Genomic DNA, 19,531 nt, shown 5'->3' with positions numbered 1-19,531 from the left:
CCGTAGTACGGCCCTTTTCCAATCGACGCAACAACGGCAACAAATCAGTCGCTATCGACTTCCTTCATGCTCAAACGCACCCGGCCTTGGCGATCGATTTCCAATACCTTGACCTTGACCACATCGCCTTCGGACAACTTGTCGCTGACCTTCTCGACGCGCTCGTCGGAAATTTGCGAAATGTGCACCAAACCGTCTTTGCCAGGCAGAATAGTCACGAACGCGCCGAAATCCATCAGCCGTACTACTTTACCTTCGTAAGTTTTACCCACTTCGACTTCGGCGGTAATCTCTTCGATCATGCGCTTGGCTTCTTCGCCGGCTGCCTTATCGACCGAAGCGATATTGACGGTACCGTCGTCGGTCAAATCGACGCTGGCGCCGGTTTGTTCGGTGATGGCTCGAATCGTTACGCCGCCTTTGCCGATAACTTCGCGGATTTTGGCTGGATCGATTTTGAAGCTGATGATACGCGGCGCAAAGTCGGACATTTGAGTACGCGAGCTGGACAAGGCTTTGTTCATCTCGCCCAGAATATGCAGGCGGCCCTGTTTGGCTTGGTCCAAAGCAACTTTCATAATCTCCGGCGTGATACCGTCGATCTTGATATCCATCTGCAACGCGGTGACGCCGCTCTCGGAACCGGCGACTTTAAAATCCATATCGCCCAAATGGTCTTCGTCGCCCAGGATATCTGACAACACGGCAAACTGGTCGCCTTCCTTGATCAAACCCATTGCAATACCGGCTACCGGCGCCTTGATAGGCACGCCGGCATCCATCAACGCCAAGCTGCTACCGCAGACCGACGCCATCGAACTGGATCCGTTGGATTCGGTGATTTCCGATACGACGCGCAGGACGTAAGGGAATTCGCCCATGTTGGGCAACACCGATTGCACACCGCGCTTGGCCAGACGGCCGTGGCCGATTTCGCGGCGTTTCGGCGAGCCGGTACGGCCGGTTTCACCGACGCTGAACGGCGGGAAGTTGTAATGAAACAAAAAGGTATCTTTGTATTCGCCGGCCAGCGCGTCGATGATTTGCGCATCTCGCTCTGTGCCCAATGTCGCGACGACCAACGCTTGGGTTTCGCCACGGGTGAACAATGCGGAACCATGGGTTCTGGGCAGTACGCCGGTACGGATGGTAATCGGCCGCACCGTGGTCAAATCGCGACCGTCGATACGTTTGCGGTCGTTCAGGATCGCACCGCGCACGATGTTATATTCCAGCGTTTCGATGACGTTGCGAATTTCTTTTTCGTCGTAAAGGCCTTCCGCGGTCAATTTTTCGACCACCGCACTGCGGATCGCGCTTAACGCATCCTGTCTGGCCAATTTCTCGGGGATTTGGTATGCGGCTTTGATTTGCGCTTCGGCTTCGGCGGCAACAGCCGCTTTCAAGGCTTCGTTGTCGGCCGGCGGCGCCCAACTGATTACCGGGGTCGCGGCTGCCGCAGCAAATTCGTTGATCGCGTTAATCGCAACCTGCATTTGCTCGTGGCCGAACAATACTGCGCCCAGCATCACATCTTCCGGCAACAAATCGGCTTCGGATTCGACCATCAGCACGGCTTTTTGCGTACCTGCAACCATTAAACGCAAACGCGATTCCTTCAGTTGCGGCAAGGTAGGGTTCAACACATACTGGCCATCGATGTAACCGATGGTCGCCGCGCCGAGCGGTCCGTTGAACGGCAGGCCGGATACGGCCAGTGCCGCGGAAGCGCCTAGGATAGCCGGCGCCTCGGTGTCTATCTCCGGATTCAAAGACAGTACGGTGGCAATGATCTGTACTTCGTTGGTGAAACCTTCGGGAAACAAGGGGCGAATCGGGCGGTCGATCAGGCGCGAGATCAGCGTTTCATTCTCGCTCGGACGGCCTTCACGTTTGAAAAAACCACCGGGAATTTTGCCTGCGGCAAAGGCTTTCTCTTGATAGTCGACAGTCAACGGAAAAAAATCGCCGCCGCTGCTTTCTTTTTTGCCGACCACAGTCACCAACAGTGTGGTGCCTTCGACGTCGATAATCACCGCGCCGTTGGCTTGGCGGGCAATTTCGCCGGTTTCTAACGTGACGAGACGATCGCCGTACTGAAATTGTTTCCTGATAGGATTCACTATAAGGTTCCTTCGGTTAAAGGTTATGCTGAAAATTTTGCCCTAAAGCAGAAACGGCGCCCCATGCGCCGTTTCCAGATTGTGCTACTTACGAATACCCAGGCGTTCGATCAAGGAACGGTAACGCGCCACATCGGTGTCTTTCAAATAATCCAGCAGTTTGCGGCGTTGGTTAACCATGCGCAGCAGGCCGCGGCGCGAGTGGTTGTCCTTCTTGTGGGTAGCGAAATGCGGAGTCAGTTGGTTGATGTTGGCGGTCAACAAGGCAACCTGGACTTCGGTGGAGCCGGTATCGGATTCCGACAAACGGTATTCTTCAACGACGGCTTTTTTCTGTTCTGCGGTTAATGACATTCTTAATCCCTATCGATTAATTTTGATTTAAAAAACCATCTGGCGATGGCGAGGATGGCACCGTCTCCGCAATAGGGTGCAGCGACGGTGCATTTACCCGGATAATCAAGCAGTTTGGCTATCCAGATGAAACAATTTTTTCGGGGCTAGTTTACCATCCATTGAAATTTCCCCCAACCCCAAAAAGCATTCCGGCGAATAGATTCTGACCCGCTCCGCCGCGGCTTCCGCCACGCGAATGCGCTGGCCTTGGCGAATGCGTTCGGCTTGTTCGGCTGTCAATGCAATTTCCGGCATACCAAGCAAAGGCTGGTCCAATGCGATCAAAACCTGCTGCAATTGTTCGGCGTTCATCGCTTGCAACTCCGTCAGGGTATGAGCCTGGCCAATGCCAAACATGCCGGCCGCGGTCCGGCGTAGCATCGTTACGCTGGCGCAACTGCCCAAGCTGTGACCGATGTCTTCGGCCAAGGAACGGATATAAGTCCCTTTAGAACACGAAACGTCCAGCGTCAGCCTCCCATGCTCGATATCGGCTTCGATCAACTGCAGCTCGTGTATTCTGATACGCCTGGCCTGCCTTTCCACGGTCTTGCCTTCCCGAGCCAACTCGTACAATTTCTTGCCTTGGTGCTTAAGCGCGGAATACATCGGCGGCACTTGTTCGATCTCGCCGACAAATCCGGCCAAGCAGTCGCGCAAGCGGACGTTGTCGAAGGCCGGAACCGGCATTTCGGCAATGACTTTACCTTCGCTGTCGCCGGTGTCGGTCATCACCCCCAACTGCAGTGTCACCAAATAGCGTTTGTCGTCGTCGAGCATCAGCGCCGACACTTTGGTCGCCTCGCCGAAACAGAGCGGCAACAGGCCGGTCGCCAGCGGGTCCAAAGCCCCGGTATGCCCGGCTTTGTTGGCATTGAACAATCTTTTGACCTCCTGTAGCGCCTGGTTCGAAGACACGCCCAGCCGCTTATCGAGCAGCACGATGCCATGCACATCGCGCCCGGTCTTGCGTTTTGCCATTAAGCGTCCTGCTCCGGAGTATCGTCGCCAGCAGCAGCGGGCTTACCGCCTTCCAAATCGTGCAATAGGGCCGCGACCCGCATACCGGTATCGAAGGAATTGTCGTAATAAAAATGCAATTCGGAGATATGCCGCAAGCGCATGCGCTTGGCCAACTCGTGACGAATAAACGGAGATATTTCGTTCAACACTTTGACATTAGCCGCCTTGCCGGCGTCGTCGGCATTCAAGACGGTGACAAAAATTTTCGCCACCGCCAAGTCCTTCGACAGCTCGACATCGTTGATCGTCACGAAACCGAGCCGGCTATCCTTGACGTCGCGCAGCATAATAGCGGCCAATTCCTTCTGCATCTCCGAAGCGACCCGCTGGCTGCGGCCGAATTCTTTACCCATATTTAGATTTCCCGCTTGACTTCGATACGTTCGTAAACCTCGATCTGGTCGCCGGCTTTGACGTCGTTATAGTTTTTCACGCCGATACCGCACTCCATGCCCATTTTGACTTCGTTGACATCGTCTTTGAAACGGCGCAGCGATTCCAATTGGCCTTCGAAAATCACCACGTTGTTGCGTAGCACCCGGATCGGCAAATTGCGTTTGACGAAACCGTCGACGACCATACAACCGGCGATGGCGCCGAACTTCGGCGAACGGAACACGTCGCGGACTTCGGCCAGACCGACGATTTTCTCTTGAATGTCCGGCGCCAGCATGCCGCTGATGGCGCGTTTCACTTCGTCGATCGCTTCATAAATGATGCTGTAGTAATGCAGATCGATGTCTTTTTCCTCGATCAACTTGCGGGCCACCGCATCGGCGCGAACGTTGAAGCCGATCAGAATCGCGCTGGAAGCCAAAGCCAAGTTGGCATCGCCCTCGTTGATACCGCCGACCCCGCCGTAAATGCACTTGACTTGCACTTCCTCGGTCGACAGGCCGACCAAAGATTCGCGCAAGGCTTCCAGACTGCCCTGCACGTCGGTTTTGATGACGACGTTGAGGGTCGAAGTTTCGCCTGCCGACATCCGGGAGAACACGTCGTCCAGTTTCGACGCATGCTGCGCAGCATGGCGGCTGGATCGTTTGCGCTCTTCCCGGTGGGCCGCCAATTCCCGCGCCACGCGCTCGTTTTGCACCACCAGGAACTCGTCGCCGGCATCCGGGGTACCGGACAAGCCCAGAATTTCCACCGGCGCACTTGGGCCGGCCGACTTGATCGCATGCGAATTCTCGTCGAACATGGCCCGAATCCGACCGTATTCATGGCCGCACAAGACAAACTCGCCCTTGTTCAGCGTACCTTTCTGAATCAGCACGGTAGCGACCACACCGCGGCCTTTATCCAGCCGCGATTCGATACAGACCCCGGATGCGATACCGTCTTTGGGCGCTTTCAACTCCAACACCTCGGCCAGAACGATCAGCGCTTCGATCAGATCGTCGATGCCGGCGCCGGTTTTCGCCGACACTTTCAAGAACTGGACGTCGCCGCCCCATTCTTCCGGCACCACGTTGAGCGTGGCCAACTCCTGCATGACCCGGTCCGGATTGGCCTCCGGCTTATCGATCTTATTCAGGGCGACAATGATAGGCACGTTCGCGGCACGAGCGTGTTCGATCGCCTCTTTGGTCTGCGGCATCACGCCGTCGTCGGCAGCAACCACGACGATTACGATATCGGTGACTTCCGCCCCGCGGGCGCGCATCGCGGTAAACGCGGCGTGGCCCGGGGTGTCGAGGAAGGTAACCGCGCCGTGGTCGGTCTTAACCTGATATGCACCGATGTGCTGGGTAATACCGCCGGCCTCGCCCGCGGCGACGCGGGTTTTGCGAATGTAGTCCAGCAACGAGGTTTTACCGTGGTCGACGTGGCCCATGATCGTGACGATCGGCGCTCTCGACGACAGCTTGACGTCTCCGGCATCGCCAATCACTTCGGCCAACATTTCCTGCTCGAAATCGTCCTCGCTCTGCATGATGGCTTTGTGACCCATCTCTTCAACCAAGATCACCGCCGTTTCCTGGTCGATGGTCTGGTTGATCGTGGTCATGATGCCCAATTTCATCAAATGCTTGATCACTTCCGCCGCTTTGATGTTCATCTTCTGCGCCAGATCGGACACCACAATGGTTTCCGGAATCGTGACATCGTAAACGGTGGGGGCTTGCGGTTTTTCGAACTTATGCCGACCCTGGTGCAGATCGATCTCGAACTCAGGTTTTTCCCGCCGCGGGGCCGGTTTCGCTTTCTTGGCCTTGCCGCGCCGCGCGTCGCCGCCGCCGACTTCGACATCCGGCGTCGGTCCGCGCGAAGGCTTGAATTCGGCTTTTTTCTTGTGCAGAGTTTGTTGCTGCTTGGCTTCGGCTTTCTTTTTGACCTTCTCGGCAGTTCGTTGTACCGCCGCTTCCAGACGTTGTTTCTTTTCTTCTTCCAACCGCTGCTCTTCGGTCATTTCCACCGGCTTGGCGGGAGCCGGAGCTTCAACCGCCGGAACTTCCGGCTGCGCTTCCGGTGCCGGGCTCGGTTGAACCGGCACCGGCTCCGGAACGGTCGCATCATTGCTTACCGCGACGGCGGCGACTTCTTCCTCGGCTTTAAGTTCGATTTGCTGCTTACGTTTTTCCTCGTCCAGCAACTGCTGTTTACGCTGCTCTTCCAAGGCCTGCTTAGCCAGCTCCGCTTGCCTTTGCTCCTCGTTGCCGAGCAAATCGCTGCGTTTGATGTACGTTTTTTGCTTACGGACTTCGACACTGACCGTCTTGACCGCCGCACCGGGCGGAGTCGATTGTTTCAGTTCGGTCTTGGTACTGCGCTTCAATGTGATCCGTTTCGGCGTGGCCGCTTCCTGGTCGACATCGGTCTTACCGTGACGCTTACGCAGATGGGCCAGCAGCTTAACTTTTTCGTCGTCGTCGATAACGTCGTCCGGCGCGCTGGCACTAAGGCCGGCCTCTTTTAGCTGTTCCAAAAAACGTTCCAGAGGGATGCCAACAACTTCCGCTAATTCCTGTACTGTTTTATCGCTCATAATATCCTCCGGTCTCAGCCCTTATCCTCTGCGAACCAAGACTCGCGGGCTTTCATGATTAGTTTACCAGCACGCTCTTCGGTCATTCCGGTAAATTCGATAATATCATCGATGGCCTGCTCCGCCAGATCGTCCAAAGTCACGATGCCTTTGGCCGCCATCTCTCTAGCTAACTCCTCGCTCATACCTTCCATGGCCAATAACTCCGGACTCGGTTCGGCGGTTTCGATTTTCTCTTCCGAGGCGATCGCACTGATCAACAATGCGTCTTTGGCGCGGCTGCGCAGAGCTTCGACCAATTCCTCGTCGAAACCTTCGATTTCCAGCATTTCGTCGACCGGGATATAGGCAATTTCCTCGACGTTATTCAATCCAACATCGACCAGGATGCCGGCGATTTCTTCATCGACGTCCAGCAAATCCATGAACTGCTGCTTGGCCTTAGCGGCCGCTTCATCGTGGTTTTTACCGACCTGGGCGGCATCGAGAATATTCAATTCCCAACCGGTCAATTCGGTGGCCAAACGCACGTTTTGGCCGCCGCGGCCGATCGCTTGCGACAGGCTGTCGGTCGCGACCGCCACATCCATGCTGTGCTTATCTTCGTCGACCACGATCGATTGGATTTCGGCCGGCGACATGGCATTAATCACGAACTGGGCGTCGTTGGCGTTCCACAGGATGATATCCACCCGTTCGCCGGCCAATTCGTTGGAAATCGCCTGCACCCGCGAACCGCGCATACCGACGCAGGCACCGACCGGATCCAAGCGCGGGTCGTTGGCTCTGACGGCGATTTTTGCCCGCGACCCCGGATCGCGCGCCGCAGCCAGAATGTCGATCAAACCCTCGCCCACTTCAGGCACTTCCAGGCGAAACAGGGCAATCAGCAACTCCGGCGCGGTACGGCTGACGAACAACTGCGGGCCGCGCGGTTCGGAACGCACCGCTTTCAAGTAACCGCGCACCCGGTCGCCCATGCGTACCGGCTCTTTCGGAATCATATCTTCGCGCGCAATGTAAGCCTCGACGTGGCCGCCCAAATCCAGATACACGCTGCCCTTTTCCAGCCGTTTGACAACGCCGGTCACCAGCTCGCCCACCCGGTCCTGGTATGCCTCGACGATTTTTTTGCGTTCCGCTTCGCGCACTTTCTGGATAATCACCTGCTTGGCGGTTTGTGCGGCAATCCGGCAAAAGGCAACGGATTCGATCTCTTCTTCGACGTAATCGCCGACCTGCACCTCGGGGTTGTCGAGCTGGGCGGCTTCCAACAGAATCTGCCAGCCGGGATGCTCGACATCGCCGTTGATTTCCGGATTGGCGTCGACCACTTGCCAGCGGCGATAGGTCAGGTAGTCCCCGGTCTGGCGGTTGACCGCAACCCGAACTTTAACCGGATTTTCGTAACGTTTGACGGTGGCCGCTTCCAGTGCCGATTCGATCGCCTGAAAGATGATTTCCTTATCGATTTCTTTTTCGTTGGCAAAAACATCCGCCACCAATAGAATTTCTTTATTCGCCACTGCGACCTCCTCTATTAAAATCGTAATCCGGCGCCAAGCGCGCCTTGCTCATTGCCTGAAACGGCACGCTGAATAACTTTTCGCCTTCTTGAATCACTACCGCCTCGCCGTCGACGCTTTTGATTTCGCCGCTGAGTTTGCGCCGCTTATCGATCGGCTTAAACAGGCTGATATTGACTTTACTGCCGACAAAACGCTGAAACTGGCTTGGTTTGAAAAACGGCCGGTCGGCGCCGGGCGAAGACACTTCCAACTGGTACTCGCCGGGAATCGGATCTTCGACGTCGAGCATGCCGCTCAACTGGTGGCTAACTTTGCTGCAGTCGTCCAACAAAATACCTTGTTCGCTGTCGATATAAACGCGCAGCATACCGTGCGAAGGATGCGGGTTATATTCGATGCCCACGCATTCGTAACCCAATCCTTCCACGATGGGCTCAATCAAATCCACCAAGTGTTCCGGAGCCTGTTTCATTGCCGTCTCGCCTTTTCAAACCCAAAAAAAAAGAGCCTCAGGCTCTTCCATAAACGTCAAACACTGCCTTGGGATTCCGTTTTCGAAAGCCCACAAAACAAAAAACCCCATAAAGGGGCTTTCGGTTTTTCAAACCACGCTTAGGAATGGTGCCCAAGGACAGAATCGAACTGTCGACACGAGGATTTTCAGTCCTCTGCTCTACCGACTGAGCTACCTGGGCTACGGCCTATCCAAAAAATCTGTGGTGCCCAAGGACAGAATCGAACTGTCGACACGAGGATTTTCAGTCCTCTGCTCTACCGACTGAGCTACCTGGGCGGCGTTAAGAGCCGTCCATTAAACTAGGTTATCCGCATTTCGTCAAGCAAAAACACGCACTCCGCCACGAACTGGACAACGCACGGCTTTTTATGCAATTCTTCGCCGCCTGTTAGCCGGCCGTTTAGAGCCCGGTTCCGCTCGTTTTCGACCCGTTTACGAGCCGGCATTTGCCATTTCGCCAACATCGACCATCGAAACCAGTTATGCAAGAATTCAACGACGTCCGCGGCTTAATCATCGACATGGACGGCGTGTTATGGCATGGCGACCGCGCCCAGACCGGCATCGGCGATTTCTTCCAGGCCCTGCGCAATCGGCAACTGCCCTTTGTATTGGCCACCAACAACGCCAGTATGACCGCCGAACAGTATGTTGCCAAATTGGCCGGCATGGGCGTCGAAGTTGGCTTACACGAAATTCTGACCTCCGGCATGGCCACCGCTTTATATTTGGCGCAGCGCTACCAACCGCAATCGACCCGAGTGTTTGTGATCGGCGGCATCGGCGCCCGCCAACCTTTGATCGATTTGGGCTTTACCTTGACCGGACTCAACGATACCGAACCGCAAACCCGGGCACACCTGGTGGTTTGCGGCATGGACCGCGAGCTGAGCTGGGACAAACTTGCTACCGCAACGCTGAACTTGCGAGCCGGCGCGCACTTCATTGGTACCAACGGCGACATGTCGCTACCCACCGAGCGCGGCGAAACCCATGGCAACGGCGCGATCCTGGCAGCGTTAACCGCCACCACCGGCGTCAAGCCGATGATCATCGGCAAACCGGAGCCGATCATCTACCGTCAAGCGCTGGGCTTGCTGAACACGCCCCCCGAGCGGACCATAGCCATCGGCGACCGCCTGGATACCGATATTCTCGGCGCTGTGCGTACCGGCATCCGCAGCCTGATGGTACTCAGCGGCGTTTCCAGCCGGGCCGACGTGGAAGCCGCCGACTTCGGCCCGACCTGGATCGTGCCGGATATCCGCGACGTCACCCGGATGCTGCTGGATTTACCGGCCTGATTCTCTCTTTAAATTCGCGGAGACATTCCATGAAAAAATTCATCGACGATCCCAACAGCTTGCTCGATACCAGCCTGCAAGGCTTTGCCAAGGCCCATGCCGACATCCTGGACTTGAATCCGGAACCGCGCTTCGTCTACCGCAAACAACGGAAATCCGGCAAGGTAGCGCTGATCTCCGGCGGCGGCTCCGGCCACGAACCGCTGCATAGCGGCTTCGTCGGCTTCGGCATGCTCGACGCCGCCTGCCCCGGCCAAGTGTTCACCTCGCCGACGCCGGACCAGATGATGGCCGCAGCCGAAGCCGTCGACGGCGGCGCCGGCGTATTGTTCATCGTCAAAAACTACGCCGGCGACGTGATGAATTTCGAAATGGCCGGGGAAATGCTAGCGCTGCCGAATGCCAGCGTCTTGGTCAACGACGACATCTCTCTGCCGAAATCGCATAGCATCGGCCGGCGCGGCGTAGCCGGCACTACGATTGTCGAAAAGATCGTCGGTGCCGCGGCGGAAGCCGGTGCCGACCTTGCCAGTTGCAAGGCCCTGGGCGAACGCGTCAATCAAGCAACCGCATCGCTGGGCGTAGCGCTTACCAGTTGCACGGTACCCGCGCTGGGCCACCCCACGTTCGCGCTGGCCGAGGACGAAATGGAATACGGCGTCGGCATCCACGGCGAACGCGGCCGGGAAACCGTCAAACTGGCCGGGGCCAGCGAAATCGTCGCCCAATTGGCCGAGCACATTGCCGACGAATTGCAGATTGGCGCCGGGCAACATGCCTTGCTGCACGTCAACGGCTTCGGCGCAACGCCGTTAATCGAGCTGCATTCGATTTACGAACTGGCCTGGCAGCAGTTCAACCGGCGCGGACTGAACATTCAACGTAGTTTGGTCGGCAATTTCACGACGTCACTGGACATGGCCGGCTGCTCGCTGACCTTGACCCTGCTGGACGACGAGATGCTGGCCTACTGGGACGCGCCGGTAAATACTGCAGCACTGCGCTGGGGCTGTTAGCCCGCCCAGGCCGGCTTTAAGTAGGCGTCTTATCCAGCACGTCGGCGATCGCTGCGATCATCAACTGTGCGGTTTTGGCACCGGCATCGACATGGCCTTTGCTGCGTTCGCCGAGAAACGAGGCCCTGCCCTTGGTTGCCACCATATCCCGCGTGGCTTCGGCCCCGTCCGCGGCGACTTGGCGCAAACGCGCCAAAATCGTCGGCAGCGCGCTATTCGCCGCCGCCTCCGCATGCAAGGCCTGAGCGGCCGGCACCAATACATCCAACATGGTTTTTTCGCCGACATCCGCCTTGCCACGCTGCTTGACCGCTTCCACCGCTTGCAGCAACGCTTCCGAAAAACCGCAAACGTCCGCAGCTTGGTCGCGGCCATGCTTGGCCAAGCCGATAAACAGCGTAGCATACAACGATCCCGAAGCGCCGCCGACGGCCGACATCACGGTCATCCCTATCTTTTGCCAGGCCGCCGGCCAATCCAGCGCCGCAATTTCCTCGGCATGCTGTTGTAACGCCTGCAAACCGCGTTGCAAATTAAAGACATGGTCACCGTCGCCTATCGCCTGGTCCAATTCGGTAACCTCAGCGGCGTTAGCGTCGATAACGGCGATCAAAGCCCGGACCAACTCCGGAAAAATAACGGGGGTAATCGGCATGCCGCCTCCTGAACGATATCTGAAAACGGCCGAGCATAGCCAATGCTCGCACCAGTTACCAGCCCCGCGAAACCTTCAATTTTTCTTGTTTAATATCAATGGCTTGAAGCCATTAAAAATCCGTTATTTTTAGAGCAGTATCGCCGCTTTCCACATTGTTACCACCTGTAAAAACTGATAACGGTCCGCACGTAACAGCCTGGCCAAGGTAATCCGGGGACAAATGAGCGTAACGCGTTGTTACGGTCAAAGAGGAATGGCCGAGTATTGTTTGAAGGCTGCGAAGGTTTCCGCCGGCCATAACGAAATGACTCGCGAACGTATGGCGAAGCACATGGGTAGCCTGGCCGGGTGGCAACTGAATAGACGCGCGCTTCAACGCTCGCGAAAACGAAGTACGGCAAGAGGTGAAGGACTCAGAACCGAGAAAGGCGGTAACGACTTCGAACACATCGGCCGAAACCGGTACGAATCTATCGGATCCGTTTTTGGTATTGCAAAAGGTGAACCCGCCATTTTTACAGTTCCGCAACGTCAAAGACTCCGATTCCGACCACCTGGCACCGGTCGCCAGCGAGACCAAAGCCACATAGAACAAGCCACGATTGCGGGATTTTCGGCACTCGCTCAACAGCCGGGCGATTTGATTATGGGTCAAATAGCTCAATTCGGTTTTGGCCTGGTGAAGCTTGCGAACGGTTTGCAGCGGGCTTTCGTAGTCAATGACAGACAATCGCTTCAACTCCCGAAACACCGCTTTAAGCGTTTGCAGCTCACGATTGAGAGTTGCCGGCGAAATGCCAGCATCGAGCCGAGAGCGGCGATACTTGGAAAAATCAGGAACGCTTAACTTTTGGGCAACCGGATCACCAAGAGAATGCGCCAACGCTAAAAGGCGTCTTTTCGTACCAACCGCACTTTTCAGGCTTACCCCGTGCAAGTCGTACCAATCGGAAATTAATTGAGATAAACGCCGATTATCGCCTAGCAGGCTGGTGAAAAACCCACTGATATTTCCCCTTACCCACGGTTTCCGTGATTTTTTCGTGTTGAAATCGGTCATGACATCGAGTTTCAACCGTTTTGCCCCTGTTTCAAGGGCTTTTTATTCGCCTGAAGCCGTCTGTGGACGGTTTTCAGGCGCACTTCGCCCTAGGTGGGCGCACTCCACGCCGGTTTCGGCGTGAACACCAATAGGTTGAGCAAGCGCGTCAGGTTGTAGGCGGCAAAGCAAAACAAGGCCTGACCTGCGACTTTGGCTAAGCCGATGTGGCGGGTTTTACGCAGGCCCCCGACGGTCTTGATCCAGCCGAAGGCTTCTTCGACGATTTTGCGGCGCTTGAGGCTTTGAGCGTACGCTTTGCCGCGCGCGGTGCGGCCATCGACGGCACTGCCGGTCTTTTTGCGAGCAACATGGGCTTTGATGTCTTGCGTCTTGAGTTTGTTGACGAACGCCGGTTGGTCATAGCCTTTGTCGGCACCGACGCTGCCGCCTTTGGGAACACGGCGTTTGATCATTGTTTGCGCGGCTTCGATTTCAGCGGTGCCGGTGGCTTGGGTGGTTTCGACATCGACAATCAGGCCGTTACGATTCTCGGATAGGGCATGGGTGATGTAACGCAGTTTGGCCTCGGTGTATTCGCCTTTCTTGTAAAGCCGCGCTTCGGGGTCTGTCGTGCTCTGATGCGTGGCATTGCTGCGCTTTTCGCCGCTGAAGTCGACCTCGGGATTGCGGCCGGCGGGTTTATCAGGACCGCTGCCGTCTTTCTTCACGAAGCTTTTGTGCGAGGCCCAGGCTTCGATCAGGCTGCCGTCGACACTGAAGTGTTCGTCGGACACCAGGTTTTGCCATTCGGCAATGGCCAAGACCCGCTCAAAAAACTCGCGACTCAGTGCTTCGGACAGCAGGCGCTCGCGGTTGGCGCTGAACACGCTGCGTTCCCAGACAGCATCGTCGATACCCAAACCGACAAACCAGCGAAACAGCAGGTTGTAGTCCAGCTGTTCCATCAACTGGCGTTCGCTACGAACGGTGTACAGCACTTGCAATAGCAAGGCGCGCAGCAGTTTTTCGGGCGCAATCGACGGGCGGCCAGTATGGGAGTAGCATTCGGCAAAGACCGCATCCATAGAGGCCAATACGCCATCGACGAGTAGCCGTAAACGACGCAACGGATGCTGTTTGGGAATACGGTCTTCCAGGCTAACGTAGCTGAACCAGCTATTTTGAATGGCATCGTGTCCGCGCATGGGGGGCTTCTCCAATTTAGATGCGCTATTTTACTTGTTTGCTGAGGCTATGCGCCTTGATGACTGCAGCTTTGGGAGTTTTTCACCAGCCTGCTAGCGGCTCAATTCGGCCTGATAGAAAATCTTTGATGAAGCGGTTAGCGTCGGCCTTAGTTTCAAATTTTCGAATGATACGACGACCGGACACACCGTCCGGCCGAAAGTCTACTAGCCACTTATCACCGCTTTTTTTTGGCTCAACCACGACGCGACCGCATAAAACGAATTATCCAATACTTCAACGCTCGATAATCGATTGAATAGGCAATAAGCCAGAACGACGCCCAACCCAAAATAAGCCCGAGGATAAAAAACGGCGCCGGTATTAAATCCATTGCGTTCAACGAATCGGAAATACATGTTTGCACCGTGTAACCTGTTGGCAGGTCGATTTGGTCGCGATAACTCGAAAAGAATCCCACATTAACCCCCTATTATTTACGCAGCTTTGCCTATTAATTTTCGTAACGCCAAACCCTTTTCGATAGTTTCCTGCAAATCGGATTCGCCTAACCCCCTGGACCGGTAATAACTAATTATTTCATCGTAAAACGTGAGTTTATAGAGTTGCGATAGCGTTTGTTTCGCATTGAATCCACGACGCGCCGCCAGTGTAATTATATTGCCGATCATCATCGCGACGTTCTTCGCTACAGGGTCGATAGAGTCCTTTTTTTTTCGGCTAATATTTAGGCCGTCGGCCGGAACGTAAAACTGTGCATCAAAGGTTAATAGCTGCCAAATAGGGTGAACTAGATTTTTATCAAGATGATAACGAACAAGCCCCATGCCATAGCGCCACAGATCGGTTAGCACTTCTGCAACATCCGGCCAGGCTTCCAGGCTCCTCCCTAGATGCTGCCCTACCTCACGGGTAATTTGGTGGTGAAAGCGTAATTCAATACGCCGAACCTTTTGATTTTCGTCGTGGTTTTGCCACTGGGCTTTAAAATAGTCGATTTTGTCGTCGCGAATGGCCGACTTGGTTTTATCGTATAGACAAACCTGGAAATTAGAGGCTGAACCGATTAAATAATTTTGCTCAACACCAGGACCACCGAACGAGGAAACCCCCGCCGTTAATTGCGATAAATCCAATTCCGTTACATCGTCAAATGCTCGAATAGTCCGAGCGTAGCATTTAACGTTAGAAACGAAATCGGCGGGTAACGCAAAGTTTTGATAATCAACCGCCAAATGGACAGCACAACCTTTAGGAATGGGATTTTCTAAAAAGGCGTTAGCAAAAGAGCCAAAGCCAGAAAAAAGGCGTTGCCATATTTTCGTTATACTGCGTTGGCTTATGAAATGTGGCGACAGTTCAATTTTTAGGTGCTGGCCTATCGAATCGAGCTTTTGAAAGTACGAACCGAACAGGATAACTATCCCTAAGTCGTTATTTTGCAATTTGTAGCGATACCGGGCGACTTTACCCATTTTGGAAAAATGCCATAAATCGCCGCCATTCTCGTTCAATGTGACCAACGGCGTTTTTGCCTCCGAAAAAGTTTCAAGACGGCGAATCATTTCGGGCCGTGGCAGGCCATAAAACAACTGGCGAACGGTATCGACGAAACGACCGACTATCGACACGTTCGACAGATCGTAAAAGCCGACATCGTTAATGAAAATTGAACCGGTTTGGTTCGGCGTTGGATCATAGGACGACAACGCAGCTAAATCATATCTATCTGAATATTTCATAATGCTACTTATCCACACTTTTTAAGGGTTAGTCTGTCACGTGATACAAGGACGTGACCGGCGGCAACTGAACCGCTACACTCTCAGCCGCCGCCGGTTCGTTCTGTTCACTGTTTAGGCTTTTAAAAAACGGCATGAGGGTTAGCCGGCTGAATCTTTTGGAGAAGATAAGATTGAACCGGAAGAGCCGCTATAACGGGTTACTTTCTGTTGCTCAAAATCGCAGGAATACTCAATATCTAAATGGCAATGTTTAGTGGCATCAATCCGAATCGACCGGCCGTCATTGGTCGCTATCACCGCGATAGACGACCCCGGCAGCACGTAAATACCGGCCAGGCGGTAACTGGACGAAACCAACTGTGTTGGTTTTGGTTGGTTTTGGGGCTGCGCAGTACGAGGGGCGGCGTTGACGGTGGCAGGGGGCGCGGGTTTTGCGATTGTTACCGGTTTTTTTGTGAGTTTTTCAACATCGCTTGATGTTTTAAAGTAACCCCAAATAGCCATCGAAATAAATAGAACCAAGGCAGCTACACCAATCTTAAAGCCGAGGCCGTTAAATACCGTCGCAGAGACAACGCCGGTATTATTGACGGCGGTAACGTTACCGCTGGCCTTTGTGTGGCTTTTGTAATATTGCCAGACCTCAGCTTGATATTTCACCATGTGATCGGACCGAATAAACTTACTTTTCGGACCCTGAAAACCTTTTACCGATCCTTCGTAGTAATCGCGGCGGAAATTGCCCTTTTTACCGACCGCGGTTAATTTCGTGCAGATAATGGTTGTTTCAACCATCGTTCGAACGGCGTTACAAATGTCCTCAAGGTTTTGAGTCACGAGGACTATATCGGGCTCCCGGCCGGTTTCGTCCAGATAGTGGCGGTGTTCTTTTATAAACGAGAGTTGATAAGGCGGAATATTCGACGCCTTAAGGCCGGCCGGCCATATTTTCCATAATTCATCGAGCAGATATAAGGCTGAAGGCGGCATAGTAGCCGGATCGCGCCAGGCTTCCGGGCCGGCGGTTTTGAGCTTGTCTAAATCAATATCGATTAAACACCCGTCGAAATTATAGTCGGGATAATCGCGCTTTAAATTATCGATATTTAGCGGGATATTGGTAACTATTTTGCGCTTTTCGGTTATCGCCGCAATAATAAATAGCTCAACCGCTGAATAGCTTTTGCCATGACCTGGAAGGCCTACTAGCGCCGGGATAGCCATTTAGGCGAGAACGGCGAAGGTTTCGCACCGGTCGCAGCACACGCGATCCGCAAAGGGTTTCCGGTAATGCGGATGGTTTTTGCCCTTAAAACCCCAGTAACCGTAAACAGGGTTTTTACAATTGCAAAGCGGGTAAGATATACGCCTGGCAACAGAAGGACACAAATAAACAAATATATGATCGTTCATATTAGCCGATCCCTGGAAGCCGACGAATAATAAAACGAGCGATTAGGGTGCAGAGAATAACGCGGAAACCAAATTCGAAATCGATTACATCGAATACCCAAGACAACAAAGAGAAATGACCGCCAGAATGCAAGGAATTAGAGAGCCAGCGAAACATGCTAACCGCCTCTTTGACACAGCAGGGGTCGGGTAAAATTTCGAAAATTGCGGTTAAGGCCTCAAGTAATAACTCGCCTATTTTTTCCAGCGCGTATTTAATGAGATCAATAAAAAATTTAAATATGTCCTGTAAATAACCGACTTGGTACATATAACCCCCTACATCATCAGAAATAAGAAAAAGGCACCGATAACCCAGCTCAGCCGGGCGAAATTCTGAATCATGGTGTAATGTTCGCCGATTAATTCGCAGTGAAAGTCGGTGGACAAGACGCCGAAGAAGTCTTCGGTCGTGTCGATTTCGAGAATCGGGCATTCACCATTGGCGGAAAAATCCATTCCGCGGATTTCGTTAATGCCCTTAACAGGCTCCCACTTTTCCAGCGCATCAACCCACTTTTCACCGGTTTCGCCGACCGTGTCAGTTTCGCCGAACTTCGGGCCTTGGCCGTTGCTTATGTCGCCCTCGTTAATGTCGGAACCTTCATCGGTCGAACCGCCGCTGGTGCCGCCGTCCCCGTCGGGATCGCCGTCGGTTGGGCCGTCTTCTTCATAGCAAACGACCCAATCAAAGAACTCTTCACAGGGATAATCGCCGTCTAGGGCGTCGTCTAGGTCATCGAAGGCCTCTTCGGCCTCTTCTTCGGCGTTTTCGGCGTAGTTTTCGCCGATGCCTGGCATGGTTTCCTCTTCGTCGAAGTTTTCGTCTATTTCGTTTATTTTGTTCGACTTGTTGCCGATGGCTTGAGAGGACGCCGTAGCGCCGGCCAGGTCATTTTGAGCGCTCGCCAGGTTATTAGCGGCCTCAATCATGTTGTTAAGGTTTTCTGGCGTTGGGTCGTTTTGGTACGCTTGTTGAGCGTCGTCATAGTCGGCCTGGGCCTGGTCGGCTATATCTTGGAAATTGCTAACGGCCTGTTGTGCGGCTAATTTGTACTGATCGACGGTTGAATCTGCCTGTTCAACTCGATCATGGCTTGGAGGGTTCCAATCGGACCGCAGCAGCTCCCGCGCGACTTTATCGAGCGGATTGTTTGAGCAGGTTTCGTTTTCGAAAATGCAATCGTTTGTAGGCGTGCAATATTGCTTCCGGCTGCCGGTACACTCGCCAACCACGTTCGGTTCCGTTATGCATTGGCGTTCGTTAATGTCGAAATAGAACCCCGGCCCGCTGGTTTGGTAGCAGTTGGGGTTAAACGTACAGATCCCTTGTTCGTTTCGGTGCTCGCCACCGACGCACGGCGGCAAGCAGTTTGGCGGAGTGCCGGTATGGAATTCGGGGCATTGCGCCGGCGCATGACAAACCAAGTCAGCGCCGCGCGTTTCGCCGCTGGCACAGGCAGGTTGGAACGTAGAAAGAGTGTCGTAGCAAGACGAATTGACACCCTCAGCACAAGGTTGCATGGCAGTCTGCGCCGGGGCCTGCAACGTTCCGCACCTATCAGCGAACGCGGTAGCGCTCCAACTATTTGAAGCTAGACACAACTGGCCGTTGTTATCCATGCGGCCTAACGGGCGAGTTCGAGACGTTACATAATCACACTGATAGTCACCCGTAGCGGTTGATGTACCCGGATAGTTAGCGCAGTGAATAAGGTCCGCGGCATTAACGAAAGGGCTTAAAAGCAACAAAAGCAATGCCAATGCCAGTACAGAAAAACGCCCAGTAATAAAGGTCGGCCATGTTGCCCCCTGTTGGTTGGTTTGGCTAGTCATCGTCCCGAACCCGACGATAATCCCGAACGTCGATGTAGTCATCGTGAACGGTTTCATAGCTAGAGTTGTTGTAATAATCGGCGCGGTCGTCAGCAACGGCTAAATCTGTACCGCTCGATTCTGTACCGCTGGTTTCGGTTCGGCCGCTGATTTTGCCAAGGATCATGTTGCCGCCGGCTACGACGATATAGAGCCCGGCCGCGGTCGCCATTACAGAGATCAGCGCAGACGGAAAGGCGCCGATTCCCTCTACAATGGTATGCATAAAGTCTTTGAACTGGTCGATTTTGCAGGCCGGCGGTTGTATGGAGCCGTCAGACGGGCACGGCGGAAGCGTTGGCATGTTGCCCCCTGTTGTTTAAGTTTTTGAATAAGGAAACGGCCGGTTTCCCGGCCGTTGTTTTTTGATTAGCGACGACCGCCAATCTTGCCGAGGATCATATTGCCGCCACGGTTGACGATGTAAACACCGGCCAACGCGCCCATGATTGTCATCAAGGCGGTTATGACGGTTGAAAAATCAACCGCATCGGTCAGATCGGTGAAGTCTGGAGGTTCCGCGAAGGCATCCAGACCGAAGGCCATCAGGAATAAGCCCAGAAAAGCTTTCAGTAGAAAGCTTGCGTTTTTGCGTTTTGAGTTAGTCATTGTTTGAACCTCTAATTTGTTCAAGGACGATACGACCGAGAAGAACC

18 protein-coding genes and 2 tRNA genes are annotated in these 19,531 nt (G+C 54.1%); 2 read left to right on the top strand and 18 right to left on the bottom strand.

Translation table 11 applies throughout. From position 1 onward, the window contains the following. Positions 1–44: 44 nt before the first annotated feature. From pnp to MKFW12EY_RS08835, 9 genes are all read right to left on the bottom strand, one after another. Entirely contained in the window at positions 45–2,123 is a 2,079-nt protein-coding gene (gene pnp / locus MKFW12EY_RS08875; RefSeq protein ID WP_221054388.1) for a polyribonucleotide nucleotidyltransferase, read from the bottom strand. An 84-nt stretch (positions 2,124–2,207) separates the two neighbouring features. Continuing rightward, complete coding sequence (rpsO, locus tag MKFW12EY_RS08870) at positions 2,208–2,477, bottom strand: 30S ribosomal protein S15 (protein ID WP_054760647.1); 270 nt, start codon at positions 2,475–2,477, stop codon at positions 2,208–2,210. A 105-nt stretch (positions 2,478–2,582) separates the two neighbouring features. After that, the gene (gene truB / locus MKFW12EY_RS08865) at positions 2,583–3,500 is read right to left on the bottom strand and encodes a tRNA pseudouridine(55) synthase TruB (protein ID WP_221054387.1); all 918 of its coding nucleotides are present in this window, start codon (positions 3,498–3,500) and stop codon (positions 2,583–2,585) included. Next, positions 3,500–3,895 (bottom strand): 30S ribosome-binding factor RbfA, encoded by a 396-nt coding sequence (rbfA, locus tag MKFW12EY_RS08860; protein ID WP_221054386.1) that lies wholly within the window; start codon positions 3,893–3,895, stop codon positions 3,500–3,502. Before rbfA ends, truB begins: the two co-directional genes overlap by 1 nt. Positions 3,896–3,897: 2 nt before the next feature. Then, on the bottom strand, positions 3,898–6,531 hold the full coding sequence (infB, locus tag MKFW12EY_RS08855; protein ID WP_221054385.1) for a translation initiation factor IF-2: 2,634 nt from the start codon (positions 6,529–6,531) through the stop codon (positions 3,898–3,900). 14 nt (positions 6,532–6,545) lie between these two features. Next, a complete protein-coding gene (nusA, locus tag MKFW12EY_RS08850) occupies positions 6,546–8,057 on the bottom strand; it encodes a transcription termination factor NusA (protein WP_054760645.1) in 1,512 nt (503 codons plus the stop codon). Then, complete coding sequence (rimP, locus tag MKFW12EY_RS08845) at positions 8,047–8,532, bottom strand: ribosome maturation factor RimP (RefSeq protein WP_054760642.1); 486 nt, start codon at positions 8,530–8,532, stop codon at positions 8,047–8,049. Before rimP ends, nusA begins: the two co-directional genes overlap by 11 nt. A gap of 147 nt (positions 8,533–8,679) precedes the next feature. Then, positions 8,680–8,755, bottom strand: a tRNA-Phe gene (locus tag MKFW12EY_RS08840). A 22-nt stretch (positions 8,756–8,777) separates the two neighbouring features. Continuing rightward, positions 8,778–8,853: transfer RNA gene (locus tag MKFW12EY_RS08835), tRNA-Phe, on the bottom strand. A 206-nt stretch (positions 8,854–9,059) separates the two neighbouring features. Here MKFW12EY_RS08835 and MKFW12EY_RS08830 point away from each other — a divergent pair. After that, entirely contained in the window at positions 9,060–9,881 is an 822-nt protein-coding gene (locus MKFW12EY_RS08830) for an HAD-IIA family hydrolase (protein WP_054760638.1), read from the top strand. A gap of 29 nt (positions 9,882–9,910) precedes the next feature. Continuing rightward, entirely contained in the window at positions 9,911–10,897 is a 987-nt protein-coding gene (dhaK, locus tag MKFW12EY_RS08825; RefSeq protein ID WP_221054384.1) for a dihydroxyacetone kinase subunit DhaK, read from the top strand. Between the two features lie 16 nt (positions 10,898–10,913). Here the strand turns inward: dhaK and dhaL are convergent, their stop codons facing one another. The 9 genes from dhaL to MKFW12EY_RS08780 all read right to left on the bottom strand — a co-directional run bounded on the left by dhaL (position 10,914) and on the right by MKFW12EY_RS08780 (position 19,484). Next, positions 10,914–11,552 (bottom strand): dihydroxyacetone kinase subunit DhaL, encoded by a 639-nt coding sequence (gene dhaL / locus MKFW12EY_RS08820; RefSeq protein ID WP_054760637.1) that lies wholly within the window; start codon positions 11,550–11,552, stop codon positions 10,914–10,916. Between the two features lie 112 nt (positions 11,553–11,664). Then, positions 11,665–12,615, bottom strand: a complete 951-nt coding sequence (locus MKFW12EY_RS08815) for a phage integrase (RefSeq protein WP_221054383.1) — start codon at positions 12,613–12,615, stop codon at positions 11,665–11,667. A gap of 89 nt (positions 12,616–12,704) precedes the next feature. Beyond that, complete coding sequence (locus tag MKFW12EY_RS08810; protein ID WP_221053058.1) at positions 12,705–13,802, bottom strand: IS5 family transposase; 1,098 nt, start codon at positions 13,800–13,802, stop codon at positions 12,705–12,707. 477 nt (positions 13,803–14,279) lie between these two features. Beyond that, a complete protein-coding gene (locus MKFW12EY_RS08805; RefSeq protein WP_054758730.1) occupies positions 14,280–15,545 on the bottom strand; it encodes a hypothetical protein in 1,266 nt (421 codons plus the stop codon). Between the two features lie 141 nt (positions 15,546–15,686). Beyond that, positions 15,687–16,772: a zonular occludens toxin domain-containing protein gene (locus MKFW12EY_RS08800; protein ID WP_054758728.1), complete on the bottom strand. Its 1,086-nt coding sequence runs from the start codon at positions 16,770–16,772 to the stop codon at positions 15,687–15,689. A 190-nt stretch (positions 16,773–16,962) separates the two neighbouring features. Further along, positions 16,963–17,271, bottom strand: a complete 309-nt coding sequence (locus MKFW12EY_RS08795; protein ID WP_054758726.1) for a hypothetical protein — start codon at positions 17,269–17,271, stop codon at positions 16,963–16,965. A gap of 8 nt (positions 17,272–17,279) precedes the next feature. Continuing rightward, positions 17,280–18,524, bottom strand: coding sequence for a hypothetical protein (locus tag MKFW12EY_RS08790; RefSeq protein WP_221054382.1), 1,245 nt, complete (start codon positions 18,522–18,524; stop codon positions 17,280–17,282). A 304-nt stretch (positions 18,525–18,828) separates the two neighbouring features. Then, positions 18,829–19,179, bottom strand: coding sequence for a hypothetical protein (locus tag MKFW12EY_RS08785; RefSeq protein ID WP_221054381.1), 351 nt, complete (start codon positions 19,177–19,179; stop codon positions 18,829–18,831). A gap of 65 nt (positions 19,180–19,244) precedes the next feature. Next, entirely contained in the window at positions 19,245–19,484 is a 240-nt protein-coding gene (locus MKFW12EY_RS08780) for a hypothetical protein (RefSeq protein ID WP_054758719.1), read from the bottom strand. Between the last annotated feature and the right edge of the window lie 47 nt (positions 19,485–19,531).

Origin of the sequence: Methylomonas koyamae, assembly GCF_019669905.1 — a bacterium.
In the GTDB taxonomy this organism is placed as follows: Bacteria; Pseudomonadota; Gammaproteobacteria; order Methylococcales; family Methylomonadaceae; genus Methylomonas; species Methylomonas koyamae.
This window is presented reverse-complemented; position numbering and strand designations above follow the sequence as displayed.